At 65.2% G+C, this 24,126-nt stretch carries 25 protein-coding genes; 18 read left to right on the forward strand and 7 right to left on the reverse strand.

The genetic code is table 11. From position 1 onward, the window contains the following. Positions 1–56: 56 nt before the first annotated feature. Positions 57–2,228: a primosomal protein N' gene (locus tag AAEO60_RS04200; RefSeq protein ID WP_341672391.1), complete on the reverse strand. Its 2,172-nt coding sequence runs from the start codon at positions 2,226–2,228 to the stop codon at positions 57–59. Positions 2,229–2,281: 53 nt separating this feature from the next. On the opposite strand from AAEO60_RS04200, the gene AAEO60_RS04205 reads away from it, so the two are divergent. The 9 genes from AAEO60_RS04205 (at position 2,282) to AAEO60_RS04245 (ending at position 12,833) form a co-directional block, all read left to right on the forward strand. Next, positions 2,282–2,977, forward strand: a complete 696-nt coding sequence (locus AAEO60_RS04205) for a DUF4197 domain-containing protein (protein WP_341672392.1) — start codon at positions 2,282–2,284, stop codon at positions 2,975–2,977. Between the two features lie 42 nt (positions 2,978–3,019). Continuing rightward, the gene (cobT, locus tag AAEO60_RS04210) at positions 3,020–4,840 is read left to right on the forward strand and encodes a cobaltochelatase subunit CobT (RefSeq protein ID WP_341672393.1); all 1,821 of its coding nucleotides are present in this window, start codon (positions 3,020–3,022) and stop codon (positions 4,838–4,840) included. Further along, entirely contained in the window at positions 4,840–5,187 is a 348-nt protein-coding gene (locus AAEO60_RS04215; RefSeq protein ID WP_341672394.1) for a hypothetical protein, read from the forward strand. The genes cobT and AAEO60_RS04215 overlap by 1 nt, the downstream gene beginning before the upstream one ends. Continuing rightward, positions 5,184–5,687, forward strand: coding sequence for a DUF2939 domain-containing protein (locus AAEO60_RS04220; protein WP_341672395.1), 504 nt, complete (start codon positions 5,184–5,186; stop codon positions 5,685–5,687). The genes AAEO60_RS04215 and AAEO60_RS04220 overlap by 4 nt, the downstream gene beginning before the upstream one ends. 65 nt (positions 5,688–5,752) lie before the next feature. After that, positions 5,753–6,910 carry a serine hydrolase domain-containing protein gene (locus AAEO60_RS04225; protein WP_341672396.1) on the forward strand — a complete coding sequence of 386 codons (1,158 nt, stop codon included), beginning with the start codon at positions 5,753–5,755 and terminating at the stop codon, positions 6,908–6,910. A gap of 219 nt (positions 6,911–7,129) precedes the next feature. After that, positions 7,130–8,614, forward strand: coding sequence for a cysteine--tRNA ligase (gene cysS, locus AAEO60_RS04230; protein ID WP_341672397.1), 1,485 nt, complete (start codon positions 7,130–7,132; stop codon positions 8,612–8,614). Beyond that, positions 8,602–9,549 (forward strand): D-2-hydroxyacid dehydrogenase, encoded by a 948-nt coding sequence (locus AAEO60_RS04235; RefSeq protein WP_341672398.1) that lies wholly within the window; start codon positions 8,602–8,604, stop codon positions 9,547–9,549. Before cysS ends, AAEO60_RS04235 begins: the two co-directional genes overlap by 13 nt. Before the next feature lie 131 nt (positions 9,550–9,680). Then, positions 9,681–11,336 carry an acetolactate synthase large subunit gene (locus AAEO60_RS04240; protein WP_341672399.1) on the forward strand — a complete coding sequence of 552 codons (1,656 nt, stop codon included), beginning with the start codon at positions 9,681–9,683 and terminating at the stop codon, positions 11,334–11,336. A 120-nt stretch (positions 11,337–11,456) separates the two neighbouring features. Next, a complete protein-coding gene (locus AAEO60_RS04245; protein ID WP_341672400.1) occupies positions 11,457–12,833 on the forward strand; it encodes an aldehyde dehydrogenase family protein in 1,377 nt (458 codons plus the stop codon). Positions 12,834–12,851: 18 nt separating this feature from the next. Here AAEO60_RS04245 and AAEO60_RS04250 read toward each other — a convergent pair whose 3' ends face one another. Both AAEO60_RS04250 and AAEO60_RS04255 read right to left on the reverse strand, forming a co-directional pair. Beyond that, positions 12,852–13,163, reverse strand: a complete 312-nt coding sequence (locus tag AAEO60_RS04250) for a hypothetical protein (RefSeq protein WP_341672401.1) — start codon at positions 13,161–13,163, stop codon at positions 12,852–12,854. 34 nt (positions 13,164–13,197) lie between these two features. Next, a complete protein-coding gene (locus tag AAEO60_RS04255) occupies positions 13,198–13,386 on the reverse strand; it encodes a hypothetical protein (protein WP_341672402.1) in 189 nt (62 codons plus the stop codon). Positions 13,387–13,527: 141 nt separating this feature from the next. On the opposite strand from AAEO60_RS04255, the gene AAEO60_RS04260 reads away from it, so the two are divergent. Further along, complete coding sequence (locus AAEO60_RS04260; RefSeq protein ID WP_341673541.1) at positions 13,528–14,160, forward strand: LexA family transcriptional regulator; 633 nt, start codon at positions 13,528–13,530, stop codon at positions 14,158–14,160. On the opposite strand, the gene AAEO60_RS04265 is transcribed toward AAEO60_RS04260, so the two are convergent. Next, the gene (locus tag AAEO60_RS04265; RefSeq protein WP_341672403.1) at positions 14,157–14,615 is read right to left on the reverse strand and encodes a GNAT family N-acetyltransferase; all 459 of its coding nucleotides are present in this window, start codon (positions 14,613–14,615) and stop codon (positions 14,157–14,159) included. The two genes, AAEO60_RS04260 and AAEO60_RS04265, sit on opposite strands and share 4 nt — an antisense overlap. 41 nt (positions 14,616–14,656) lie before the next feature. Between AAEO60_RS04265 and AAEO60_RS04270 the strand changes: the two genes are divergently transcribed. Further along, positions 14,657–15,334 carry an MBL fold metallo-hydrolase gene (locus AAEO60_RS04270; RefSeq protein ID WP_341672404.1) on the forward strand — a complete coding sequence of 226 codons (678 nt, stop codon included), beginning with the start codon at positions 14,657–14,659 and terminating at the stop codon, positions 15,332–15,334. On the opposite strand, the gene AAEO60_RS04275 is transcribed toward AAEO60_RS04270, so the two are convergent. Beyond that, positions 15,331–15,726 carry an MAPEG family protein gene (locus tag AAEO60_RS04275; protein WP_341672405.1) on the reverse strand — a complete coding sequence of 132 codons (396 nt, stop codon included), beginning with the start codon at positions 15,724–15,726 and terminating at the stop codon, positions 15,331–15,333. The two genes, AAEO60_RS04270 and AAEO60_RS04275, sit on opposite strands and share 4 nt — an antisense overlap. Before the next feature lie 196 nt (positions 15,727–15,922). Between AAEO60_RS04275 and rpmF the strand changes: the two genes are divergently transcribed. From rpmF to AAEO60_RS04300, 5 genes are all read left to right on the forward strand, one after another. Then, positions 15,923–16,105, forward strand: coding sequence for a 50S ribosomal protein L32 (gene rpmF, locus AAEO60_RS04280; RefSeq protein ID WP_341672406.1), 183 nt, complete (start codon positions 15,923–15,925; stop codon positions 16,103–16,105). Positions 16,106–16,135: 30 nt separating this feature from the next. Further along, positions 16,136–17,218 carry a phosphate acyltransferase PlsX gene (gene plsX / locus AAEO60_RS04285; protein ID WP_341672407.1) on the forward strand — a complete coding sequence of 361 codons (1,083 nt, stop codon included), beginning with the start codon at positions 16,136–16,138 and terminating at the stop codon, positions 17,216–17,218. Continuing rightward, positions 17,215–18,180 (forward strand): beta-ketoacyl-ACP synthase III, encoded by a 966-nt coding sequence (locus AAEO60_RS04290; RefSeq protein ID WP_341672408.1) that lies wholly within the window; start codon positions 17,215–17,217, stop codon positions 18,178–18,180. Before plsX ends, AAEO60_RS04290 begins: the two co-directional genes overlap by 4 nt. A gap of 104 nt (positions 18,181–18,284) precedes the next feature. Next, positions 18,285–18,581, forward strand: a complete 297-nt coding sequence (locus AAEO60_RS04295; RefSeq protein WP_341673542.1) for an integration host factor subunit alpha — start codon at positions 18,285–18,287, stop codon at positions 18,579–18,581. Continuing rightward, positions 18,581–18,994 (forward strand): MerR family transcriptional regulator, encoded by a 414-nt coding sequence (locus AAEO60_RS04300; RefSeq protein WP_341672409.1) that lies wholly within the window; start codon positions 18,581–18,583, stop codon positions 18,992–18,994. Before AAEO60_RS04295 ends, AAEO60_RS04300 begins: the two co-directional genes overlap by 1 nt. Before the next feature lie 21 nt (positions 18,995–19,015). On the opposite strand, the gene AAEO60_RS04305 is transcribed toward AAEO60_RS04300, so the two are convergent. Beyond that, positions 19,016–19,549: a SixA phosphatase family protein gene (locus AAEO60_RS04305; protein WP_341672410.1), complete on the reverse strand. Its 534-nt coding sequence runs from the start codon at positions 19,547–19,549 to the stop codon at positions 19,016–19,018. After that, positions 19,546–22,293 (reverse strand): ATP-dependent DNA helicase, encoded by a 2,748-nt coding sequence (locus AAEO60_RS04310; protein WP_341672411.1) that lies wholly within the window; start codon positions 22,291–22,293, stop codon positions 19,546–19,548. Before AAEO60_RS04310 ends, AAEO60_RS04305 begins: the two co-directional genes overlap by 4 nt. A gap of 122 nt (positions 22,294–22,415) precedes the next feature. Between AAEO60_RS04310 and AAEO60_RS04315 the strand changes: the two genes are divergently transcribed. Together AAEO60_RS04315 and AAEO60_RS04320 are read left to right on the forward strand one after the other, a co-directional pair. After that, complete coding sequence (locus AAEO60_RS04315) at positions 22,416–22,829, forward strand: nuclear transport factor 2 family protein (protein WP_341672412.1); 414 nt, start codon at positions 22,416–22,418, stop codon at positions 22,827–22,829. Between the two features lie 168 nt (positions 22,830–22,997). Next, positions 22,998–24,083 carry a hypothetical protein gene (locus AAEO60_RS04320; RefSeq protein WP_341672413.1) on the forward strand — a complete coding sequence of 362 codons (1,086 nt, stop codon included), beginning with the start codon at positions 22,998–23,000 and terminating at the stop codon, positions 24,081–24,083. Positions 24,084–24,126: the final 43 nt, after the last annotated feature.

Genomic DNA, 24,126 nt, shown 5'->3' on the forward strand with positions numbered 1-24,126 from the left:
GGGCAGGAGCGAGCCATTGGCTCGCCGCCTGTTGCATTCCTGCCGCGCGCTGCGTGTCAGACGAAACTGTAGGGGTCGATATCCACGCCCACACGTACGCCGGGCGGGTGGTCGATCTTGTCGAGCCAGTCGCGGATCACAGCTTGCAGGCTCGCACTGCGACGCGCGACCAGCAGCAGGCGGTAACGGTATCGCCCGCGTAGCAGGGCCAGCGGTGCGGGCGCGGGTCCGAGCACTTGCACGTCGTCCAGTCGAGGCCGGGTGTCGCCCAGTCTTTGGGCGGCCTCTCGTGCCTCCTTCTCGTCCTCGCTGGAAATGATGATTGCCGCCCAGCGCCCGAACGGCGGGGCGCCGGCATAGCGGCGGGCTTCGGTTTCGGCTTCGTAGAACGCATCGCGGTCGCCTGCCTCGAGCGCGGCGATGACGGGCGCTTCCGGATGGCGCGTCTGGATCAGCACTTCGCCCGGTTTCTCGCCGCGACCGGCGCGCCCGGCCACCTGCGCCACCTGCTGGTAGGTGCGCTCGGCGGCGCGCAGATCTCCGCCTTCGAGGCCGAGGTCGGCATCGATCACGCCCACCAGCGTCAGTTCGGGGAAGTGGAAGCCCTTGGTCACCAGCTGGGTGCCGACGATCACGTCGATCAGCTTGTTCTCGACCGCCGCGACGAACTGGGCAGCGGCTTCGGGGGTGCGCAGGGTGTCGGACGTGGCCACGGCCACGCGCGCCTCGGGCAGGATCTCGCGCACCTCGTCGGCAATGCGTTCGACGCCGGGGCCGCAGGCGACGAGACAGTCGGGCTCGCCACATTCGGGGCACTTCTCGGGCGGTTGGGTCTCGTGCCCGCAATGGTGGCAGGCGAGGCGGCGGCTGAGGCGGTGTTCGACCAGCCAGGCGCTGCAATTGGGGCACTTGAAGCGGTATCCGCAGTGGCGGCACAGGGTCAGCGGGGCATAGCCGCGACGGTTGAGGAACAGCAGCGACTGCTCGCCCTTTTCCAGCCGGTCCTGCAATGCGGCGCGCAAGGGCGGGGCGATCCAGGCGCCGGAACCGGGCTTTTCCTCGGTGAGATCGACCAGCTTGATATCGGGTAATTCCGCCCCGCCGAAACGGCTGGGGAGGACGAGCTTCTCGTAAGTGCCGCTGTCGGCCATGTGCAGGCTTTCCAGCGCCGGGGTGGCGCTGGCGAGCACGGCGGGAATCCCCTCGAACCGGGCGCGCATCACGGCGATATCGCGGGCGTTGTAGCGCACGCCGTCTTCCTGCTTGAAGCTGATCTCGTGCGCCTCGTCGACCACGATGAGGCCGAGATTGCGGTAAGGCAGGAACAGCGCCGAGCGCGCGCCGACCACCACTTGTGCCTCCCCGCTGGCAATGGCGCGCCAGGCCCGCCGCCGTTCGGTCGCCTTCATCGAACTGTGCCAGGTGACGGGGGCAGCGCCGAAGCGGCCCTCGAACCGGGTGAGGAAAGCCTCGGTCAGGGCGATTTCGGGCAGCAGCACGAGCACCTGCCGGTCGGCGGCAAGGGCGGCGGCCACGGCTTCGAAATAGGTCTCCGTCTTGCCCGACCCGGTGACCCCGTCGAGCAGGATCGGGGCGAATTTCCGCTCCTCCACCGCTGCCACCAGCCGGTCCGCCACTTCGCGCTGGTCGGCGGAAAGTTGGGGCTGGTCGAAGTCGGCGCGGGCACGGGTGTAGGGGCGGTCGATATCGACCTCCACCGGCTCCATTGCACCCTGGTTCACGAGGCCGCGCAGCACGCCTTCGGAGACGCCCGCGATCCCCGCCAGCTCGCGGATCGTCGCCTGCTCGCCTTCCAGCGCCTCGATGGCGGCTTGCCGCTGCGGGGTCATGCGTTCGGGCATGCCCCCGGTCAGCCGGTATTCGGTCATGGTGGCGGGGCCGCGCAGCGCGCCGCCGCTGGAGATCACCATGCGCGCCACGCTGGCCATGGGGGCGATGTAATAGTCGGAGGTCCACTCGATCAGTCGCCGCAACTCCGCCTGCAAGGGCGGCACGTCGAGCACGTCCAGCAGCGGGCGCAACTTGGAATCGGGCACTTCCGTGCCCGGCAGGCGTTCACTCTCCCAGACGATGCCCGTGACCTGCCTCGGGCCGAGCGGTGCCACCACCACCGATCCGTAGTCCACCGCCATGCCTTCAGGCACGCGGTAGTCGAGCGGACCGAGCGCGGTGTTCATCACGAGGAGGCGGACGCGTTTTGCGGGCATTGCCAGCCATATGGGCAGGGCCTAACCCTGTCTGCAAGCAGAGGAGTCTGATTATGACCGAATTGCCGCTTTCCCGTGCCAGCCGCCGTAGGTTTCTCGCCGGGAGCGCGGCCAGCGCTACCCTGCTGGTGCTGCCGGGGTGCGAGACGCTGGGCGGCTACAGCCTCACCGATGCGATCCGCCGGCTCCTCTTCCTTTCCAGCGAGCGGGCCTTTGCGCGGCTGGTCGCGCCGGGCGGCTATTGGGACGATGCCGTGGGCCAGATCGGGCTGGAAAACCTGCTGGGCGCGCGCGGCAACGTGGTCGCCTCGATCCTCACCTCCAGTCTGTTCAAGAACCGGCTGGAAGATGCCTTTGCCGATGTGGCCATCGAAGGCGCCGAACGCGCCGCGCCCATCGTGGCGGACGCGGTGCGGGTGATCGGCATCGAGAATGCCGTGGCGCTGGTGAACGGCGGGCCGACCGCCGCCACCGCCTTCCTGCGGCAGGACCTGGGCACGACCTTGGTCGAAGCCATGGTGCCCGAACTGGGCCAGGCCATGCGCGTGGCCAGCGAACCGCTGGTGGGCGAACTGCTGGCGGGCCTGACGGGCATCGACGTGGCGGGCGTGGCACGAAATGTCTCCACCAGTGTCGACAATGCCATCTGGACCGAGATGGGCGTCGAGGAAGCCGCCATTCGCGCCAACCCCCAGGCGACCAATGACCCGCTGCTGATCGGCGTCTTTGGCGCAGGATCGCTGCTTTAGCCCCTTGCACTGGACGCGGCAGGCTTTAGGCGAGGCCAGCACATGTCCGACGAATCCCCCCTCGACCGTTTCAAGACCGCGCTGACCGGCACGGCGCGTGCCATTGCGCGCGACCGCGAGGTCGAGATCAACTGGACGGCGGACACGCCCAACCAGCAAGGCAAGCTCGCCCGCGTCCCCATGCCGGGGCGCGACATTCCGGTCGAGGCGGCGCAGGAAGCGCGCGGCTTTGCCGACAGTTTCGCCTTGCGCCTGCGCCACCACAACGATTCCCTGCACAGCAAGATGCGGCCCGAGGATGCCGACGCGCGGGCTTGCTACGATACCATCGAGCGGGTGCGCTACGAGGCCATCGGCGAAAACGAATTCGCCGGGATGCGCAGCAACCTTGCTGCCATGCAGGACCGGCGGCTGGCCGCCGACCCTATCTCCCGCGCCGAGACTGCCGAAGAAGTGCCGCTGCACACCGCGCTGGGCCTGCTGCTGCGCGAACAGCTGACGGGGCAGAAGGTGCCGCTCGCCGCGCGCGAGGGCGTGGAGCTGGTGCGCGAATATATCGAGAGCCGCACCGGCGACGATTTCGAGCGGCTGGGCGACCTGCTGCACGACCAGAAGGCCTTCCAGACCATGGGCCTCGACATGCTGCGCCACCTCGACATGGTCCCCGCCATGCCGGAGGACGCCGAGGGCTTCGAAGAGGAAGAAGGCGACGACAAGGGCGAGGAAGAAACGCCCGAGGATGCCGACGACGACAGTGCCAACCAGTCCGACCAGCCGGAAACCCGCGCCGAAGGTGCCGAGGGCGAGGAAGGCGAGGGCGACCAGAGCGATCAGGCGCCGGGCGAGGATGAACTGGTCGAAGGCGATCCAGGAGAAGACGGCGAGGAAATGCAGCTGCCGCAGCGGCGCAACGCGCCGTGGCAGGACATTCCTTCCACCTTTGATTACAAGGCCTTCACGGATTCTTTTGACGAAGTGGTCGAAGCCACCGACCTGTGCGATTACGAGGAACTCGACCGGCTGCGCGCCTACCTCGACAGCCAGCTGGCGGGCCTCGCGGGCGTGGTGACGCGGCTCGCCAACCGGCTCCAGCGCCGCCTGATGGCGCAGCAGAACCGCTCGTGGGACTTCGACCAGGAAGAGGGCCTGCTCGACGCAGCCCGGCTGGCCCGCGTGGTGGTCAGCCCCGGCCACTCGCTCAGCTACAAGCAGGAGCAGGAGCAGGACTTCAAGGACACCGTCGTCACCCTGCTGATCGACAATTCCGGCTCCATGCGCGGGCGGCCGATCTCCATCGCCGCGATCAGTGCAGACATCCTTGCCCGCACGCTCGAACGTTGCGGCGTGAAGGTGGAGATTCTCGGCTTCACCACCCGCGCCTGGAAGGGCGGGCAGAGCCGCGAGAAGTGGCTCGCCGATGGCCGTCCCGAGAACCCCGGCCGCCTCAACGACCTGCGCCACATCATCTACAAGAAGGCCGACGAACCCATGCGCCGCGCGCGCCGTTCACTGGGCCTGATGATGCGCGAAGGCCTGCTGAAGGAAAATATCGACGGCGAGGCGCTGCTCTGGGCGCACGAACGCCTGCTGGCCCGTCCCGAGGACCGCCGCATCCTGATGGTGATTTCCGACGGCGCGCCGGTGGACGACAGCACCCTCAGCGTGAACTCGGCAGGCTACCTCGAGGCGCACCTGCGCAAGGTGATCGAGTGGATCGAGAAGGTCTCACCCGTCCAGCTGGTCGCCATCGGTATCGGCCACGACGTGACGCGCTATTACAGCAAGGCCGTGACGATCATGGACGTCGAACAGCTCGGCGGCACGATCATCGAGCAGCTGGCGGACCTGTTCGAGATCGAGTGATGGAGACTGTCACTCTCTGGCGACCAACCGGTCCTGAGGAACTCAAGCTGGTTGAGGATTCGGGCTGGACAGCATGGCCCCCGCGATTGCCTGAGCAGCCGATTTTTTATCCGGTCACCAACGAAGAATATGCGGTAAAGATCGCGCGCGACTGGAACGTGCCGAGCAGTGGCTCAGGTTACGTGACACAGTTTAAGGTTCGAAAGGACTTCCTCGACCAGTACGAACGCCAGTTGGCAGGCGGGAAGGCGCATGAGGAATACTGGATTCCTGCCGAGGACCTAGACGCCTTCAATGCTGCTATTGTTGGCAAGATTGAGGTCGTTAGGACGTTTCCTGAAACATGAAAAAGCTCCCCCTCCTCCTTGCCATCCTCTTCCTCACCGCCATCGGCTGGTATTTCGTCTCGCCGTGGCTCGCGATGAAGGGTGTCGCCGATGCCGCCATGGACGGCGACACTGCGACGCTGGAAGAGCGGATCGACTTCGATGCCATGCGTGCGTCAGCTCGCGAGCAGCTTTCCGATGCCGTGGCCGCGGAGCAGGGCCGCGGCGGCTTGCTCGATGTCGTCGGCGGCGTGGTGGCGGAGCGGGTAGGGCGCGAGGCTATCGACCGCGCGATTACGCCCACCGGCGTGGCCAATATCGTGCGCTACGGCGCGCCCGTCGTCCCGCTGGTGCCCGAACGCTATCGCAGCCAGGAGATCAGCTGGGACGTCCAGCGCGAAGGGCTGAACAGCTTCCGCGCCTTCGGCACCTACGAGGATGGCACGCCGGGGCCGAACCTGACCTTCAGCCGCGACGGGCTGGGCTGGACCATGACCGTGTTCGAACTGCCCCAATTCTGACGGGTTGACCCGCTTGATGCCTACTGTATTATAACACCAATACGGTCGGTTTCAGGAGTGAATTCATGCCTTGTCGTCACCTCTCGGTCGCGCTGGCGGCCGGACTTCTTGCCGCCTGTGTGCATGGCCAGGCCGGCTCGTCAGGGCCAGTGGCCGAGGCCGGCCCGGCAACGGATGTCGAGGCCATGCAGTTGCGACAGGTGCTGGATGCAGATGCAGAGGCCATTCTGGCCCGCCACAACGTGCCCAGCCTTGCCGTCGCCTACCTTTCCAGCGGTGAAGTGCAGTGGACGGCCAACTATGGCGAAATGGCACCCGGCGTGCCCGCGCGGGCCGACACCCTCTATAACGTCGCATCGGTCACCAAGGCCGTCGTTGCCGAGAGCCTGATGCGACTTGCCGTGGCCGGGGAGATCGATCTCGATGCCGCCATGGCTGCCGATTTTGTTGATCCCGACCTTGCCGACGATCCGCGTGTCCGCGCACTCACACCCGCACTGGCGCTTACGCATCGCACCGGCTTTGCCGAGAACTGGCGCAGCGACATGCCGGATGGGCAGCTTGCGATCAGCACCGCACCGGGAACGCAAACACACTATTCGGGCGAGAATTTCGACTACCTCGTCCATTTTGCCGAGGCCCGCCTGGCGCAGCCGTTCGGTGAGATTGCCACGCGCACGGTGTTTGACCCTGCCGGAATGCGCGACAGCTGGTTCACGCCGTCGCCGCAATGGGAAGATCGCGTGGCACTGGTGCGTCGCCCTGACGGAACGCTCGACCTTCCCGGCCGCAGCGCCGCGCCGAGCGGTGCCAACAACCTGCACACCACCATTGGCGACATGGCACTGTTCCTGCGGTCTGCCATGCATGGCCAGGGGCTTGACGCGGCAATGCTCGCGCGCCGACAGACGATCGTGGATGACCAGGTGGAGCAGGCCTGCCCGCCGGGGATCATTCCCGAGGATCTTTGTCCGCAGCACACCGGCCACGGTCTCGGCTGGATGGTCTATGACAGCGGCGACAACCTTTTCCTGCTCCACAATGGCAAGAACCGGGGTGAACGTGCGATCATCCTGTTCGAGCCGGACCGCCGGTATGGCGTTGCAGTCCTGACCACCGGTGCCAACGGGCGCGGTGTGATCAGCGAAGTGCTGCAATTGCTGGTGCCCGATGAACGCCTGAACGCGTTGGTAGCGGCAGAGGCCCGTTTCGACCGGCATTGAGGCCGCAATCCTGCCGGGCGCCTTTCCTACAGCCAGCCGCTTCTCGCATGGCTTGCGGCATGTGCATCCCGCCGCCACAAACCGCAGGAATCCGCGCCTTTGCGCCCCATTTCACGCCCCCGGTTTTTTTGTTCCAGGACACTGTCACACCAGTAACACCTTGCCCCTTGCCGGTGGGGTGTTGCCCGCCGCGCCGTGCCGCACTAAGCCGCGCGGCATATGACCAGCCTGAAGCTCTTCAACTCGCTCACGCGCAAGCTCGAACCCTTCGAACCCGTCCATCCGGGCGAGGCGCGCGTCTATACCTGCGGGCCGACGGTCTACAACTACCCGCACGTGGGCAACATGCGCGCCTACGTCTTCGCCGACGTGCTGGGCCGCGTGCTGAGCTGGAAGGGCTACAAGCTCACCCATGTCATCAACATCACCGACGTGGGGCACCTGACCGACGATGCCGACGCGGGCGAGGACAAGATGGAGAAGATGGCTGCCGAACGCGCGCAGTCGATCTGGGACATCGCCAGGCACTATACCGAGGCCTACTGGGCCGACGTGAAGGCGCTCAACATCCGCCAGCCGGCGCACTGGTCGGTCGCCACCGACTACATCGAAGACATGCTGGAGTTCGCGAAGAGCATCGCGGACAAGCACTGCTACGAGCTGGAATCGGGCCTCTACTTCGACGTCTCGACGGTGGAGGACTACGGGCGGCTGGCCCGTGCCGTCACCGAGGAAGGCGAGGGCCGGATCGATGCCGTCGAGGGCAAGCGCAATGCCGCCGACTTCGCCATCTGGCGCAAGACGCCCCCCGGCGAGAAGCGGCAGATGGAATGGGATTCGCCCTGGGGCCGCGGCGCGCCCGGCTGGCACCTCGAATGCTCGGTCATGGGCGGCAAGCTGCTGGGCTTCCCCTTCGACATCCACACCGGCGGGATCGACCACCGCGAGATCCACCACCCCAACGAGATCGCGCAGAACCAGGCCTTCTGCGGCTGCGGCGGTTTGAGCGATGCTGCGAACAGCGGCGCGCGCATGTGGATGCACAACAACTTCCTCGTCGAACGCTCTGGCAAGATGAGCAAATCGTCGGGCGAGTTCCTCCGCCTGCAACTGCTGATCGACAAGGGTTATGCGCCGCTCGCCTATCGCCTGATGTGCCTGCAGGCGCACTATCGCAGCGAGCTGGAGTTCAGCTGGGAAGGTCTCGGCGCGGCGTTGACGCGGCTCAAGCGCATGGTGCTGGCGGTCGAGACCCTGCGCGCGCGGCTCGACGCGCTGCCGGAGACACCGCAAGGCGGTTGGACGCTGGACGAGGCACGCGTCGATGCGGGCGGCACGCTGATGCAGTTTGTGCAGCGGTTTGACGAGGCCGTGTCCGATGACCTCAATACCCCGCAGGCGCTGACCGTGCTGGAAGAGGTGTTGGCGCTGAAGAAGGTCGATCCGGCACACAAGGCGGTGGTCGTCGCGGCGATGGATTCGGTGCTGGGCCTTGGCCTGATGGACCTGTCGCGCGAGGACCTGCGCATTCGTCCCAAGGAAGCCGCCACCACCGAGGCGGAGATCGAAGAAGCGCTCGCCCGCCGCAAGGATGCCCGTGCTGCCAAAGACTTCGCCACCAGCGATGCCCTGCGCGACGAACTCGCCGCGGCAGGCGTCGAGGTGATGGACGGCGATCCGCTCGGCTGGGAGTGGAAGCTATAGTTCGCGCGCTTCTTCCGATCTGGGCGAAGCCCGGCCTCGAAGGCCGCCTGCCCGAATGGCTCGATGTCGACTGGTGGGAAAGCGTCGAGCAGTTGCTCGAGCTTGCTCCCACCGCGCAGATCGGCTGGTTCGACATGCATGCCAAGCCGCCCGCGCTGGAGGCCATCGCCAAAGCGCAGAAGCTCGAATGGCTGTGCAGCGGCTATGCCGGGGTCGACTGGATGCCGCTGGACGACCTTGCCGCGCGCGGAGTCTCTCTGACCTGCGGCGCGGGTCTCGCGGCCAACCAGGTCGCGGAATTCGCGGTCATGGCCATGCTGGCGCAGCGGCGCGGCTACCGCGAGATCGTCCGTGCGCAGGACCGGCACGAGTGGCTGCAGGTCCCGCCGACCACGGTTGAGATGACCGGCACCCGCGCCTTGGTCCTCGGTTTCGGCGCTATCGGGCAGACCATGGCGCGCATGCTTGCAGGCTTTGGCGTAGAGTGTGTGCCCGTGCGCAGCCGTGCGGGGGAGGGCGTGCTCGGCCCTGATGAATGGCGCGCACAGCTAGGTGACTTCGACTGGGTGGTTCTGACGCTGCCTTCCACGCCGGAGACCAACGACATGTTCGGCGCGGACGAACTGGCCGCGATGAAGACCGATGCCGTGCTGGTAAACTATGGCCGCGCCGAAGTGGTCGACCAGGACGCGCTGGTGACCGCGCTGGAGGGCAAGGCCATCGGCGGTGCGATCCTCGACGTGACGCTTCCCGAACCGCTGCCGCCGGAGCACAAGCTGTGGACCTTGGAAAACGCGCACATCACCATGCACTTGTGCGGCATTCCTAACGACGCCAGCCGCCAGCGCGCAATCGACCGCTTCCTCGCCAACTGCGAACGCTTCCGCGCCGGCCAGGCGCTGGAAGCGCAGGTCGATCTCGCGCGCGGCTATTAAGTCGCAATATTAGCCACTGACAGGCCCAGAAAGGTCTGTTACGCCTGTGCCGTTCTGACGGTCTACCGGGGGGTCGGCTGTCGCACGAGAGGCGGGCGCATGGCCCGCCGCAGCAGGGGGGATTTGCTACCGTGTCCGATACCAAGAAAGCGTCCGATCTTTTCATCGAGTGCCTGGAAGAAGAAGGCGTCGAGTACATCTTCGGCGTGCCGGGCGAGGAAAACCTCGATTTCCTCGAAAGCCTGTCCAGTTCAAAGAAGATCAAGCTGATCCTCACCCGCCACGAACAGGGCGCGGGCTTCATGGCGGCGACCTATGGCCGCCACACCGGCAAGACCGGCGTCTGCGTTGCCACGCTTGGACCGGGGGCAACCAACTTCGTGACCGCCGGCGCCTATGCCCAGCTGGGCGGCATGCCGATGATGATGATCACCGGCCAGAAGCCGATCAAGAAGTCCAAGCAGGGCCGTTTCCAGATTCTCGACGTCGTCGACATGATGGGCCCGATCACCAAGTTCGCCCACCAGCTTGCCGCGGGGGACAACATTCCCAGCCGGATTCGCGAGGCCTTCCGCCTTGCCGAGGAGGAAAAGCCGGGTGCGGTGCACCTTGAATTCCCCGAAGACATTGCCGAAGAGCAGACCGACAGCCGTCCGATTCCGCGGTCTATTGCCCGCCGTCCCTCGGCCGAGCCCAAGGCCGTGCGCATGGCGGTCAACGCGCTCGAATCCGCCAAGTGTCCGGTGCTGGTGATCGGTGCCGGTGCCAATCGCAAGATGACCGGTCGCATGCTGCACCAGTTCATCGAGAAGACCGGCATCCCCTTCGTCACCACCCAGATGGGCAAGGGCGTGATTGACGAGCGGCATCCGCTGTTCCTCGGCTGCGCTGCACTGTCGGCAGGCGACTTCGTCCACCGCGCGATCGAGGATTCGGATTGCATCGTGAACATCGGTCACGACGTGATTGAAAAGCCGCCGTTCTTCATGAAGCCGAACGGCCCGACGGTGATCCACGTATCCACCAAGACGGCAGAGGTTGACCCGGTCTACTTCCCGCAGATCGAGGTGATCGGCGACATCGCCAATGCCATCTGGCAGATCAAGGAAGACGTGGTGCCGCAAGGCAAGTGGAACTTCGACCACATGCTGGCCTACCGCACTGCCGAGGTGGAGCACACCACCCCGCTGTCGCAGGACAACCGCTTCCCGATCTTCCCGCCGCACCTGGTGCAGGCAACCCGCGACGCGATGCCGGAGGACGGCATCATCTGCCTCGACAACGGCGTCTACAAGATCTGGTTTGCGCGCAACTATACCGCTTACCTGCCCAACACCGTGCTGCTCGACAACGCACTCGCCACCATGGGTGCAGGTCTGCCCAGCGCCATGATGAGCGCCATGCTCTATCCCGGGCGCAAGGTGATGGCGATCTGCGGTGACGGCGGGTTCATGATGAACAGCCAGGAGATGGAAACCGCCGTCCGCCTGGGCCTCAACATGACCGTCCTGATCCTGCGCGACGATGCCTATGGCATGATCCGCTGGAAGCAGGCGAACATGGGCTTCAAGGACTGGGGCCTGACCTACGGCAACCCGGACTTCGTCAAGTACGCCGAAAGCTACGGGGCCAATGGTCACCGCGTCGAGAGCGCCGATCACCTCAAGGAAGTGCTCGACCACTGCCTGTCGACCGATGGTGTCCACCTGATCGATTGTCCTGTCGACTACTCCGAGAACGACCAGATCCTGAACCACGACATCAAGGAACTGTCGAAGAAGTTGTGATCTGCTCGTCCCCCTCCCGCAGGCGGGAGGGGCCAGGGTGGGCGCGTCAGCGTGATGTGCCCACCGCACAAGGCCAACCCCCGACCCCTCCCGCATGCGAGAGGGGAGTGAGGAAGAACCATGCACGAAGTCGTCAATCCGTTCGATCTGCAGCCGATCGGCAGCGTACCAACCGCCGATTGGGAGACCGTCGACGGCTATCTCGCCAAGGCCTACGCGCTGTACCGGGATCGTTCGCAGTGGAAGAAGCCGCACGAACGCGCCGCTATCCTCCACCGCGCGATGGAGATCATGAAGGAACGGCGTGACCATCTCGCCTTCCAGGTCGCCAACGAAGGCGGCAAGCCGCTGGTCGACGCGCGGGTCGAAGTCGACCGGGCGATCAATGGCATGGAACTGTGCATCCACGAAATCGGTGCGCTCAAGGGGACGGAAATCCCCATGGGGCTGACCGCCGCGGGTGATGGCCGCACGGCGTGGACCACGCGCGAGCCGATTGGCGTGGTGGTGGCGGTGTCCGCCTTCAACCACCCGCTCAATCTCATCGTCCACCAGGTGGCACCCGCCGTGGCAACCGGCTGTCCGGTGCTGGTGAAACCTGCCAGCGATACGCCGTTGTCGTGCTTCGAATTCATCTCGATCCTGCACGAGGCTGGCCTCGAAGAGGATTGGGCGAGGGCTGTCGCGCCGCCGCGCGACGCTTCGGAGAAGATGGTGACCGATCCGCGCGTCGCCTTCTTCAGCTTCATCGGTTCGGCGGGCGTGGGCTGGGGCCTGCGATCCAAGCTGGCACCGGGCGCGCGCTGTGCGCTGGAGCACGGCGGGGTCGCTCCGGTAATCGTCGATGCCACCGCCGATCTCGACAAGGCGGTGCCGAGCCTGACCAAGGGCGGCTTCTACCATTCGGGGCAGGTTTGCGTTTCGGTGCAGCGGGTGTTTGCGCACAGCTCCATCGTCGATGACCTCGCCGCCGGAATGACCGAGGCTGCCAAGGCGCTCAAGGTGGGCAATGCGATCCACGAAGATACCGAATGCGGCCCCCTGATCCGCCCCAAGGAGGTCGACCGCGTGGCCGAATGGATCGAGGAGGCCCGCAGCGGCGGGGCGCAGATCCTGTGCGGCGGCGAAAAGCTCTCCGACACGACCTATGCCCCCACCGTGCTGCTCAACCCGGCACCCGATGCGACGATCTCGCGCAACGAGGTGTTCGGTCCGGCAGTGTGCATCTATTCATACGACGATGTCGACGCGGCCATCGCGCAGGCCAATTCGCTGGACGTCGCCTTCCAGGCGGCGGTCTTCACCAACGACCTGGGCGGGGCGATGCACGCCTATCGCAATCTCGATGCTTCGGCGGTGATGGTGAACGACCACACCGCCTTCCGCACCGACTGGATGCCCTTCGCGGGCCTCAAGACCTCGGGTCACGGCGTGGGCGGCATTCCCTACACCATGCACGAGATGACCATCGAGAAGATGATCGTCATCAAGGCCTAGTTTGCTGGCTGGAGGAGCCTAGCTCTCCTCCAGCAGCAGGATTTCGCAGGTCACCGTCAGTTTCGGCGGGGCTGCCACGCTTTCAACCTCGACCACCGCCGCGTCGGCCACCAACTGGCCGCGGATGGTGAATTCGTGCTCGGGCAGGAAGACGATGAAGCACTCGCCCGCCTCGACTGCTTCGGCGCCTTCGAACGCCAGTTCCACCCGATGACGCGATCCGGCGAAGGTGATGCTGGCCCAGCTCTTCTCCTCGTGGCGCACGATACGCGCCGGGCCATCGGCAAGGGCAAGCTGGGCATCTGCCAGCAGTTCGCGCGGGCCGCGCATGGTGCGCCTTTTTGCGGGAGGGGAGACGACCGGATCAGTATGCACCGGTCGTCTCCCGGTATTCGTTCATGAAATGTTCCACACGTCTTTCCGTTGCGGGGCGCGGCATGCGGCCGTTGCGCAGGTCGAGCACGAATCGCGGATCGCTGGCGGCGAGGCGGCCGAACTTTGTGGGCGGCATGCGCGTGTGGCGCAGGAATACTTCGATCTTGCGGATGAGCATGGTGCGAACCTCTATCCTGTTTCCGTTCCTTCCGAGGCACTTGGGCGACTCGATGGCCCAGATGTTGCCGCCCAAATCCTACTTGTCTAGGAAAAATACCTTGTGTAGGAAGCATTTCGCAATCGCAGTAGGAAGGGCGTGATGGACCCGCGAGAAAGACTGGGCGAACTGGCCAAGGGGAAGGGCGTCAGCCTAGCTGCGTTGTCGCGCATGCTGAATCGTAATCCTACATATCTTCAACAGTATATTACCAAGGGCAGCCCGAAGAAGCTGGAGGAGGGGGACCGCCGCGTGCTGGCGCAGTTCCTCGGTGTGGATGAGCACGAGCTGGGTGGCCCCAAGGAAAAATCCTATGCGTCAAGAGCGGATCGTGACTGGGTCGAAGTGCCACGTCTCGACGTTGATGCGGCGGCAGGTCCAGGTGCGGCTGGCGCAGGCGAAGAGGTGTTCGACGCCTTCCGCTTTTCGCGCCGCTGGCTGGCCGAACAGGGACTCGATGGCGCGCAATTGTCCGCCATCCGCGTGGTCGGCGACTCGATGGAGCCGCTGCTGCGCGAAGGCGACGAAGTCCTTGTCGACCGCCGCGACGCGCCTTTCCGTGACGGCGTTCACGTGGTGCGGCTGGACGAGATGCTGCTGGTGAAGCGCGTGGCGAGCAAGGGCGGCGGACGCTTTTCGCTGCTCAGCCAGAACCTCGCCTACCCGCCTATCGATGTCCAGGCGGACGACTTCGCGGTGATAGGCCGCGTGGTTTGGAAGAGTGGGCGGGTCTAGAGCCGCAGCTTGAACCCAGCGTGGCTCGCCACGAATCCGAGCCGTTCGTAGAACCGGTGCGCCGCCTCGCGCCGCGTATCGCTGGTTAGCTGGACGACGCCGCAGCCCTTCGCCTCGCACCGCGCGATCGCCCAGCGCATCATCGCTTCGCCCACCCCCTTGCCGCGTAGCTCGGGCATCACCCGTACGCTCTCGATCTGACCGCGCCAGGCGCCCTTGCGCGAGACGCCAGGCAGGTAGCTGAGCTGGAAACTCGCCACGAGGGCGCCGTCCAGGTCGACGATCCACAGCTCGTGGTTCGGGTCGGCGGCGATGGCGCGCATGGCCTCTAGCTGCTGCGCGGCATTGTCAGGCTGCACCGGATCGCGCGCCGCCGCCACCTCGTCAGAGGCGATCAGCGCGTCGAGGAAGGGCAAGTCGGCCTCCACGGCCTCGCGGTAGGTCAGGGCGTGCATGAGGCCGCTCTACGCTTGCAACGCGCGCCCGTCACCGCCAGATGGCAAACATCATGCAAGAAGCCCCGATCCGCGCTGCCATCATCCCCGTCACCGCTTTCCAGCAGAACTGTTCGCTGGTCTGGTGCAGCAAGACCATGCGCGGCGTGCTGGTCGATCCGGGAGGAGACCTCGACAAACTCAAGGCGGCGGTGGCGCAGGCGGGAGTGACGCTGGAGAAGATCCTGCTGACCCACGGCCATGCCGATCATTGCGGGCAGGCGGGTATGCTGGCCAAGGAACTGGGCCTGCCGATCGAAGGTCCGCATGAGGACGACATCTTCTGGATCAGCCGCCTCGAAGACGATGGTCCGCGCTTCCAGATGCAGTGCGAAGTTTTCACGCCCGACCGTTGGCTGAAGGACGGCGACACCGTCACCTTCGGCGAGGTCGAGATGGAAGTGATCCATTGTCCGGGCCATACGCCCGGCCACGTGGTGTTCTTCCACCGCCCGACCAATTTCGCCTTCGTCGGGGACGTGCTGTTCCAGGGCTCCATCGGGCGCACCGATTTCCCCATGGGCAACCACCAGGACCTGCTCGATGCGATCACCCAGAAGCTCTGGCCACTGGGCGACGGGGTGACATTCGTGCCCGGCCACGGCGCCACCAGCACCTTTGGCCAGGAACGGCAGACCAACCCTTACGTCAGTGACGCCGCGATCGCGCGCGGTCGTTAGACGACCTGGAACACCACCAGCACGACCCAGACGATCCAGATCGCATAGGGCACCAGCGTCGTCAGCATGCCGACCATGCGCGGCATGCTCGGCTTGTCAGCCTGCATCCCGATGGCGTGCAGCACGCGCCCGACGAGGAAAACCGTAGCTGTCAGGGCCAGCAGCCAGCCGACCTGATCGTTCATGTCGAGCACCAGGATCAGCAGCAGGGCGATCGGCGTATATTCGACGAAGTTGGCATGGGCCCGCATATGGCGATGCAGGGCGGTGTCGCCGCCGTCACCGTGCATTACCTTGGCCTTGCCGCGCGCGGTTCCGCAGCGCCACGACAGCCAGATGTTGATGAGTGCGGCAATGGCTATGCTCAGCATGCCGATATGGTGGTCGATCATCGAATGGTTCCTCCCGTGTCCCGTCATTGAGCTATAGCGGACCACGCATGCTTGCAACTGCGGGAAAAGTAGGTATAGCGCGCGCCTTCGCCGCATCCTTGGATGGCCTTTCCGGCGCGCTTGCGCAGCGGATGGGCTTGCCCTAGGGCGGCACCCGAACAAGACATATTGATGATTTCAAGGAACAGGTGCCGAGATGGCTGTCCCTAAAAGAAAAGTTTCGCCGCATCGCCGGGGCAATCGCCGGTCGCATGATTCGCTGAAGGTCGAAGCATTCCACGAATGCTCGAACTGCGGCGAACTGAAGCGTCCGCACAACCTCTGCACTGCTTGCGGCCATTACAATGGCCGCCAGGTCGTTGAGCCCAAGGGCCTCTAAGACCCTTAACGGAACCAGGAGCGTACGCCCATGAGTCTGCCCCGTATCGCGGTTGATGCGATGGGCGGAGATCATGGCGCGCGCGTTATGGTCGAAGGCGCCGCTTTGGCGCGCCGCCGCCATGACAAGTTCAAGTTCCTGCTGGTGGGTGACGAGACGGCAATCAAGGCCGCTCTCGACGATCACCCGGGCATGCGGGAAGCGAGCGAAATCCTGCATTGTGACGATGTCGTGGCGGGCGATGAGAAGCCCAGCCGCGCCATTCGCCGTGCCAAGACCACGAGCATGGGCCTCGCCATCCAGGCGGTGAAGGACGGCAACGCCGGCGCCGCGGTAAGCGCGGGCAATACCGGCGCGCTGATGGCCATGGGCAAGATCGCCCTGCGCACCATGCCCGGCATCGACCGTCCCGCTCTCGCCGGGCTGATGCCCACGCTGGAAGAGCACGACGTCATCATGCTCGACCTTGGCGCCAATACCGAGGCAGATGCCCGCAACCTTGTGCAATATGCCATCATGGGCGCGGCCTATGCGCGTATTGCGCTGGGTGTAGAGCAACCGCGTGTGCGGCTGCTCAACATCGGCACCGAAGACATCAAGGGCACCGATGCCCTGCGCGATGCTGCCGCTGCCTTGCAGGCCGCCAGCAGCCTCGACATGAGATTCGACGGCTTCATCGAAAGCGACAAGATCAACCGCGGTCAAACGCACGTCGTGGTGACTGACGGTTTCTCCGGAAATATCGCTCTGAAAGCGATCGAAGGCACCGCGCGGTTCGTGACCGACCTGCTGAAAACGGCCTTCACCTCCTCGCTGCGCTCCAAGTTCGGTTTCCTTGTCTCGCGCCCGGCGACCGAACTGCTCAAGCACCACCTCGACCCCAACAACCACAATGGCGGCGTCTTCCTTGGCCTCAACGGCGTGCTCGTGAAGTCGCATGGCAGCGCCAATGCCCAGGGTGTCGCCAACGCTGTTGCCGTTACCGCCCGACTGCTGGAGGCAGACATTACCCGTCGTATCACTGCGGACCTTGCCGAACTGGGCGAAGATGCCCTGCGTGACCGTGCAAACGGCAATGGCAATTCGACTGACGGGACGGCGGCTGCAAAGTGATCCGTTCAGTTATTAGAGGAACGGGTTCTGCCCTGCCGAAGGACTGCGTCAGCAACGACGAACTGGCCGCTCGAGTCGATACCAGTGACGAATGGATCCGCGAGCGTACGGGCATTACCCAGCGCTATATCGCGGGCGAGGGCGAGACGACCGGTACACTGGCCACTGCAGCCGCCCGGGCCGCGCTGGACGATGCCGGGCTGACGATCGCCGATATCGACCTGATTGTGCTGGCAACTGCCACGCCCGACAATACCTTTCCCGCTACGGCCACACAGGTGCAGAGCCGCCTTGGCGGCGCAGGGTTCCCCGCCTTTGACGTGGCGGCAGTATGCTCCGGCTTCCTCTACGCCCTCACCACCGCCGACGCGATGCTGCGGACCGGCATGGCCAAGCGGGCGATCGTGATTGGCGCAGAAACCTTCAGCCGCATCCTCGACTGGGAAGATCGCACCACCTGCGTACTGTTCGGTGACGGTGCGGGTGCCATGGTGATCGAAGCGCAGGACGTGACCGAAGACGGCCCCGGTATCATCGCCAGCCGCCTGCATGCCGAAGGCGAGCATTGCGAAATGCTCTATGTCGACGGCGGTCCCTCGACCACGGGTACCGTGGGCCATGTGCGCATGAAGGGCCGTGAAGTTTTCCGCCATGCCGTGGTCAACCTGGCCGGCGTACTGGGTGAAGTCCTGGCCGAGGCCGGCTGCGAGGCCAGCGATATCGACTGGGTCGTGCCGCACCAGGCCAACCTGCGGATCCTCGATGCCACTGCGCGCAAACTGGGCCTGCCGATGGAGCGGGTTGTGGTGACGGTGGACCAGCATGCCAACACGTCGGCGGCCTCGGTTCCGCTTGCCTTCGACGTGGCGAAAAAGGACGGACGCATTCAGCCGGGTGACCTGGTGATGCTTGAAGCCATGGGCGGCGGCTTCACCTGGGGCGCCAGCCTGCTTCGGGTATAGGATTTTTCCCCCGTAATTTGTCCGATGCCTTGCTATCCAGCGCTATTTCCTACATGAATGCCTCAGGGTCGCTGAGTGAATAGGAGATGGAGCGCATGAGTGTAATGCGATCCGTTGGCACGCTAACGCGGGCCGATCTGGCGGAAACAATAAATCATAAAATGGGATTTTCCCGCGCCGAGAGCCTTGAGCTGGTGGAAGCTATTCTGGGCAAGATGGGCAATGCCCTAGAGAATGGCGAAAACGTCAAGATTTCCGGTTTCGGAAGTTTCGTCCTGCGCGACAAGAACGAGCGCATTGGCCGCAATCCCAAAACCGGTGTCGAAGTGCCGATTACCCCACGCAGGGTGATGACCTTCCGGGCCAGCCAAAAGCTGAAAGACCGGATCGCCGATAGCTGATGAGCGAGACCTCGCCTGGCGGTGCGCGTTTCAACGACGGCAAGGCACCCGATGCCATGCGCACCATTGGCGAGGTTTCAGCTGCGTTCGATATCAAGCCGCACGTCCTGCGATATTGGGAACAGCAGTTCCCGATGTTGCAGCCACTCAAGCGCAGTGGTGGACGGCGGCTTTATCGCGCGGCGGACATTGCGCTGGTCGAGCAGATCGACCGGCTGGTGAACCGCGAAGGCTATACGCTCAAGGGAGCGTGCAAGGCGATCAAGGAAGGGGTGGGGCAATCGGTCGCTGCCACTTCGGCCGCGTCGGCACCAGTCGCCGCCCCCGGGCAGTCAGGTGATGCCGTGTCGGCAGAGGCCTTGCAGCAGCTGCGCGGGATCCGTGATCGGCTGGCAGCTGCGCTCGACAGCTGATTTCCTGGCTGTAACAGGCAGTTAGCCGACCCGGACCGGTCCAAGCTCGGGGTCGAGATCGCGCGGGCGGGCGAAATGCACCAGCTTGCCGCAGCCTTCGGCAAGGTCCGCCCAGTGGGCGATGTCCAATTCCAGCACGGCGAAAGCCGCAGTCGGGAATTTCTGCATCACGGCGTTGAACAGGTCGTTCTCGTTCGGGGGCGCGACCAGGTCCAGCGCGAGTTCCTGCAATCCGGGATTGTGGCCCATCAGCAGGACCGCGTCGGCCTCGTCATCGCACGAGTTCAGCAGGCGGATAAGCGTGGTTGCATCCGCGAGGTATGCCGTCTCCTCGAACCGCGCGGGAAGGTCGAGGCCGCTGGCTTCCAGCGTGCGCTTCACCCGCTCGGCGGGGCTGGCGAGCACCATGTCCCACTTGCCGCCCTGTTGCAGGATGTGCTCCCCCATCAGCGCCGCGCCCCTGCGTCCGCGCGCATTCAGCCCGCGATCGAAATCGCGCAGGCTCATGTCGTCCCAGTCGGACTTGGCATGACGCAGGAGGCCAAGGCGCTTCAATCGATGACGTCCTCATTGCTGGTGGAGGATTCGCAGGAAACACCGGCAGCCACACGTTGTAAAGCTTCGTCCAGTGTCAGCCGGGTGACGTTCACGCCTTGAGGAAAGGCGCTGAGCAATCGCGAGGGGAAGGCGGAGGACAGGACAATGAAGTGGCCGGAGTCCGTGCCGGAGCGGATCAGCCGACCGAAGGCCTGTGCCAATCTGCCGCGAATGATCTGGTCATCATAGGCGCTGCCGCCGTTCGCCGCACGGCGGGCGCGGTGGAGGATAGAGGGCTTGGGCCAAGGCACCTGTTCCAGCACAACGCAGCGCAGCGAGTCACCCGGAACGTCGACACCGTCGCGCAAGGCGTCGGTGCCCAGCAGACTGGCGCGCGGATCATCGCGAAAGATATCCACCAGCGTGCCGGTGTCGATCGGGTCCACGTGTTGCGCGTAGAGTGGCAACCCTTCGCGGGCGAGACGGTCGGCAATGCGACCGTGCACGGCGCGCAGGCGGCGAATGGCAGTGAACAGCCCGAGCACGCCGCCGCCGCTGGCCTCGATAATGCGGGCATAAGCTCCGGCGAGGCCGGCCAGATCGCCCTTCTTCACGTCGGTGACGATCAGCACTTCGGCACGCGCGGCATAGTCGAAGGGGCTGGCAGCGTCGGCCAGTCTTGGCTGGACCTCGATGTGTTCGGCACCGGAACGGGCAATGGCGTTGGGCCAGTCGGGCCCGTCCGCGTTGCGGCCGGTCAGTGTGGCGCTGGTCAGCATGACGCCGTGCGAGGGCGCGAGGACGACGCGGGCGAATGGCTTCATGGGATCGAGGAAGTGCCGGTGCAGGCCGATATCGAATTCGCGGGTGTCATTGCGGTCGACCGCCAGCCAATCGACGAACTCGGGATCTCCCGGACCGCCGAGACGCAGCAGCAGGGCTTCCCAAGCCGCCAGCGTGTCGATCCGCCATGTCAGCGAGAAGCGAGCACCTTCGATCCGTGCACGGCCTTGGGCGTCAAGCCAGTCGGGGGCTTCCTCCAACATGGCTTCTAGCCGTAAACCAAGCTTTATCAGCGGCTTGCGGATTGCCTCAAGAGCGGCAGCAGCGGCTTGTGCGCGTTCGACGAAGTCGCCCTCGAGACCGGCAGCCTCGGTTTCGATCCCGTAGCCGGCGTCCACCGCACCGCTCTCGTCGCGGGCATAGGTGGCGGCGCGGACTGCCGCGAGCACGGCTTCTATTTCGCCTGAAGGTTCGCCGTCTGCCAGCCGTTGCAACCAGCCTTCGCCAGGCAGGGCCTGCGCGGCCTCGCAAGCGGCTTCGATGGCTTCGCCACCGGCCTCGTCATAGCTGGCGACGTCTGCCAGTCGTGCCGCCAATCCGCGGCGGCGTCCCTTGGACCCGCGCTCCGGCCCGAGGATCCAGCGCTTGAGTTCGATCACCTCCTGACCTGTCAGCGCCGCAGAAAAGGTGCTGTCGGCGGCATCGAAGACGTGGTGGCCCTCGTCGAAGATAACGCGGGTGGGGCGCTGGGCATGGTCGCGTCCGCGCGCGGCATTGACCATCACCAGTGCGTGGTTGGCGATCACGAGATCTGCCTGTGCCGACTCGCGCGCCGAGCGTTCGATGAAGCACTTCCGGTAATGCGGGCAGCCGGCATAGACGCATTCGCCGCGCTGGTCGGTCAGCGAGCGGATCGCGCGGCTGCGGAACAGCGTGCCCAGCCAGCCGGGCAAGTCGCCGCCGATCATGTCGCCGTCTTGCGAATAGGCGGCCCAACGCGCGACCAATTGCGCCAGCACCGCTGCGCGCCCACCGAAACCGCCTTGCAGCGCGTCCTCGAGGTTGAGCAGGCAGAGGTAGTTTTCCCGCCCCTTGCGCACGACCACGGGTCGCGAGCCATCGGCGCGCCGCTCGGGCCATGCACGCGTCGCCTCGCCGCGTAACTGGCGTTGCAGGTTCTTGGTATAGGTGGAGACCCAGACTGTGCCGCCCGATTGCTCCGACCACAGCGATGCCGGGGCGAGGTAGCCCAATGTCTTGCCGATCCCGGTGCCAGCCTGCGCCAGCAGGACATGCGGTTTCTCGCGCCGCTCGCGCGGGGCGAAGATGCTGCCCACTTCCCGCGAATAGGCGCGTTGGCCCTCGCGTCGCTCGGCATCCGCACCGGTTAGGTTTTCCAGCTGGTTCAGGATCGCCGCATCTCCCAGCGTCACTTGCGCGGGCTGGGGGCGTTCGGGGTTCTCCTCCCACTCGGGCAGGCGCGAGAACAGCCACTTCTCCGCCTTCTGCGGCTGGCGGACATGCGGCTCGAGCACCGGCGCCCACGGCCAGCGCAGTCGGCCGAGCGCATGCAGCACGCTCCATGCGCCTTCGCGCTCGGCCCAGTCATCGCTCTCGCAATGTGCCAGCAGCACGGCGGCGGCCCGCTGCAACAGCCGCGGCACCTGCGCGCCGTCTTCGGGCTCGGGCAGGCCGAGCGCGTGGGCGAGGCCCTTGGGCGTGGGGACGCAGAAACGGGCCGGGTGGATGAAAGCGAACAGCTCGAGCAGGTCGAGGCCCGACAGGTCCGGATAACCGAGCCGCGTCGCCACCAGTGGGGCGTTGAGGATCAGGTGCGGCGTGTCTGCCGCTGCCATGACGGCCTCGCCCTTGGAAACCCCGCGCGTGACTCCTTCCGCGCTGCCAATCCAGCTGCCCGCGTGGCTGGCGTGAAGTGCGGGCAGGGCCAGGGCAGGTCTTGGGGTATCCGGGGCAGACATTACCGCGGCAGTAACCCTGATGAGAACGAAATGTAAACGATAGCGCGTGGGGCAGCGTTAACTCCTCCACGATAAGCCTGAGCGGTAGTCTTATGGACTCGAGACGATTGGGGAGATTGACCATGAACCGCTGGGCTTTCACATCCGCCACTTGCGTCGCACTCGCTGCCACCGCTGCCGTTCCGGTTGGTGCGCAGGACGCACGCGATGTCATAAACGAGCACAATGCCGCCTATAGTGCAGGCGATTTCGAAACCTTTATCAATACCTTCGCGGAAGACGCGGTGGTGGTTGTCGAAGGCTACGAATATCGCGGGCGCGAGCAGATCGCGCAAAGCTATGCCCCCAATTTCGGCCCCGGCGCCCCGCGCGCCAGCGTCGAACGTCTGGGCCGCGCTTCGGGTGGCGGCGTCGTGCAGCGCGAGAGCTACGTCTACGAAGATGGCACCGAAGTGTGCTGCACGGTTACCGCGATCTACGTCGAGGACGGGCAAATCACCCGCATCCTGGTCGATACGAACGGCCTCGGCGGCTGACTCTCAAGGGGCGGTTTCCGGGCTGACGACGGATCATTTCATCGCGTTTTGCATTCGGGCCGCCTCGCTTTGCCAGACTGAAAAACACGTTAATACAAAGAGATAGCATACTGCCTGAATATCCGTTCAGGAAACAAGGCAGGAATGTGGCGGGTTGTATTGCTCGCTATGACAAATACGCTCCCCAGACTTCGCTCCGCCGGTTCCGCGATTGCCGTGGCCCTGGCATTGGCTTCCACCCCGGTGTTGGCGCAGGAGGCTCCACCTGCCCCTGAACCTGCGCCGCAGGTCAACGCGCAGCCTGCACCCACGGTGCAGCCGGACCCGGTGCTGATCAATCCGGTCCTGCCGCCAGCTCCGCCAACGACGACCACCGCGCCACCGGTTGTCGAGCCGGTGATCGAAACTGCACCGGTGCCGCAAATGCGCAGCAACCCGGTGGTCCAGACTGTGCCTGAACCTGCTCCGGTTGAAGAGACGGCTGACCTGGCTCCTGCTGAACAGGTGACCGCACCGCCTGAAGCTGCCCCTGCACCGCGCGCTGCGCCTGCGGCTACCGCTGACACCACCGATGCCGACGCTGATGCCGCGCCTGGCGCACCTGCAACTGCATCTGTTGACGAGACTGTCGCCCCTGCCGCAGGCTATGAAGAATCGTCTGCCAGCGGTGAACCGGCTATCGCACCGGTCGACCCGCAAAGCGAGACTTCCTACGAACTTGCATGGCTCTTCAGCGCCCTGGCCGTAGCTGGCCTTGCGCTGCTGGCCCTGATGTTCTTCCGCATTCGTCGCAGTCCTCCGCCGCCTGCACGGATCAAGCCCTACAAGCCGTCGCCGACCGAGCAGAAGGCTCCGCTGGCACCGAAGACCACCGCTGCAGACGACGGTTTCGTCACGACGCGCATTCGTGGCGAAGAGCCCGCACAGGTTACACCCATCGGCCACAAGCCGGTGCCGGCCCAGGCCCACGCCCACGCGCGTCCTGAAGGTCTCGCCGCGGCTGGCGCTTCGGTCGCCCTCCCGCGCAGCAAGCCGAAGACGGTCGAGGAACGCTCGGCGCTGATTGACCGCCTTGCTGCTGCCAAGCCTGACCGTGCCAACCCGTTCACGTCGCCCAAGGCGCGTCGTCGCCGGGCTCGCCTGATCGTCCAGTCGCTGGATCGTGAATTCCGGAACGGCTCGCGGATCGACCTCAGCCAGTATCCGGCCAACTGGCCGCACCTGGCGCGTCGCACGGACTCGGTCGTCGCCTAGGAAAGCCGGGCTTCTCCCGCGAAGGGGCGGTGTCTGCGGACGC

This window comes from Aurantiacibacter gilvus, from assembly GCF_038289935.1.
GTDB classification, from domain to species: domain Bacteria; phylum Pseudomonadota; class Alphaproteobacteria; order Sphingomonadales; family Sphingomonadaceae; genus Alteraurantiacibacter; species Alteraurantiacibacter gilvus.

Coding starts and splice junctions, on each gene's coding strand:
- AAEO60_RS04245 (WP_341672400.1), top strand. CDS start 11,457: ATGCACGAAGTCGTCAATCCGTTCGATCTGCAGCCGATCGGCAGCGTA.
- AAEO60_RS04200 (WP_341672391.1), bottom strand. CDS start 2,228: ATGCCCGCAAAACGCGTCCGCCTCCTCGTGATGAACACCGCGCTCGGT.
- AAEO60_RS04315 (WP_341672412.1), top strand. CDS start 22,416: ATGAACCGCTGGGCTTTCACATCCGCCACTTGCGTCGCACTCGCTGCC.
- AAEO60_RS04265 (WP_341672403.1), bottom strand. CDS start 14,615: ATGCACGCCCTGACCTACCGCGAGGCCGTGGAGGCCGACTTGCCCTTC.
- AAEO60_RS04275 (WP_341672405.1), bottom strand. CDS start 15,726: ATGATCGACCACCATATCGGCATGCTGAGCATAGCCATTGCCGCACTC.
- AAEO60_RS04310 (WP_341672411.1), bottom strand. CDS start 22,293: ATGTCTGCCCCGGATACCCCAAGACCTGCCCTGGCCCTGCCCGCACTT.
- AAEO60_RS04320 (WP_341672413.1), top strand. CDS start 22,998: ATGACAAATACGCTCCCCAGACTTCGCTCCGCCGGTTCCGCGATTGCC.
- AAEO60_RS04270 (WP_341672404.1), top strand. CDS start 14,657: ATGGCAAACATCATGCAAGAAGCCCCGATCCGCGCTGCCATCATCCCC.
- AAEO60_RS04250 (WP_341672401.1), bottom strand. CDS start 13,163: ATGCGCGGCCCGCGCGAACTGCTGGCAGATGCCCAGCTTGCCCTTGCC.
- rpmF (WP_341672406.1), top strand. CDS start 15,923: ATGGCTGTCCCTAAAAGAAAAGTTTCGCCGCATCGCCGGGGCAATCGC.
- AAEO60_RS04225 (WP_341672396.1), top strand. CDS start 5,753: ATGCCTTGTCGTCACCTCTCGGTCGCGCTGGCGGCCGGACTTCTTGCC.
- AAEO60_RS04255 (WP_341672402.1), bottom strand. CDS start 13,386: ATGCTCATCCGCAAGATCGAAGTATTCCTGCGCCACACGCGCATGCCG.
- plsX (WP_341672407.1), top strand. CDS start 16,136: ATGAGTCTGCCCCGTATCGCGGTTGATGCGATGGGCGGAGATCATGGC.
- AAEO60_RS04215 (WP_341672394.1), top strand. CDS start 4,840: ATGGAGACTGTCACTCTCTGGCGACCAACCGGTCCTGAGGAACTCAAG.
- cobT (WP_341672393.1), top strand. CDS start 3,020: ATGTCCGACGAATCCCCCCTCGACCGTTTCAAGACCGCGCTGACCGGC.
- AAEO60_RS04220 (WP_341672395.1), top strand. CDS start 5,184: ATGAAAAAGCTCCCCCTCCTCCTTGCCATCCTCTTCCTCACCGCCATC.
- AAEO60_RS04205 (WP_341672392.1), top strand. CDS start 2,282: ATGACCGAATTGCCGCTTTCCCGTGCCAGCCGCCGTAGGTTTCTCGCC.
- AAEO60_RS04260 (WP_341673541.1), top strand. CDS start 13,528: ATGGACCCGCGAGAAAGACTGGGCGAACTGGCCAAGGGGAAGGGCGTC.
- AAEO60_RS04295 (WP_341673542.1), top strand. CDS start 18,285: ATGCGATCCGTTGGCACGCTAACGCGGGCCGATCTGGCGGAAACAATA.
- cysS (WP_341672397.1), top strand. CDS start 7,130: ATGACCAGCCTGAAGCTCTTCAACTCGCTCACGCGCAAGCTCGAACCC.
- AAEO60_RS04300 (WP_341672409.1), top strand. CDS start 18,581: ATGAGCGAGACCTCGCCTGGCGGTGCGCGTTTCAACGACGGCAAGGCA.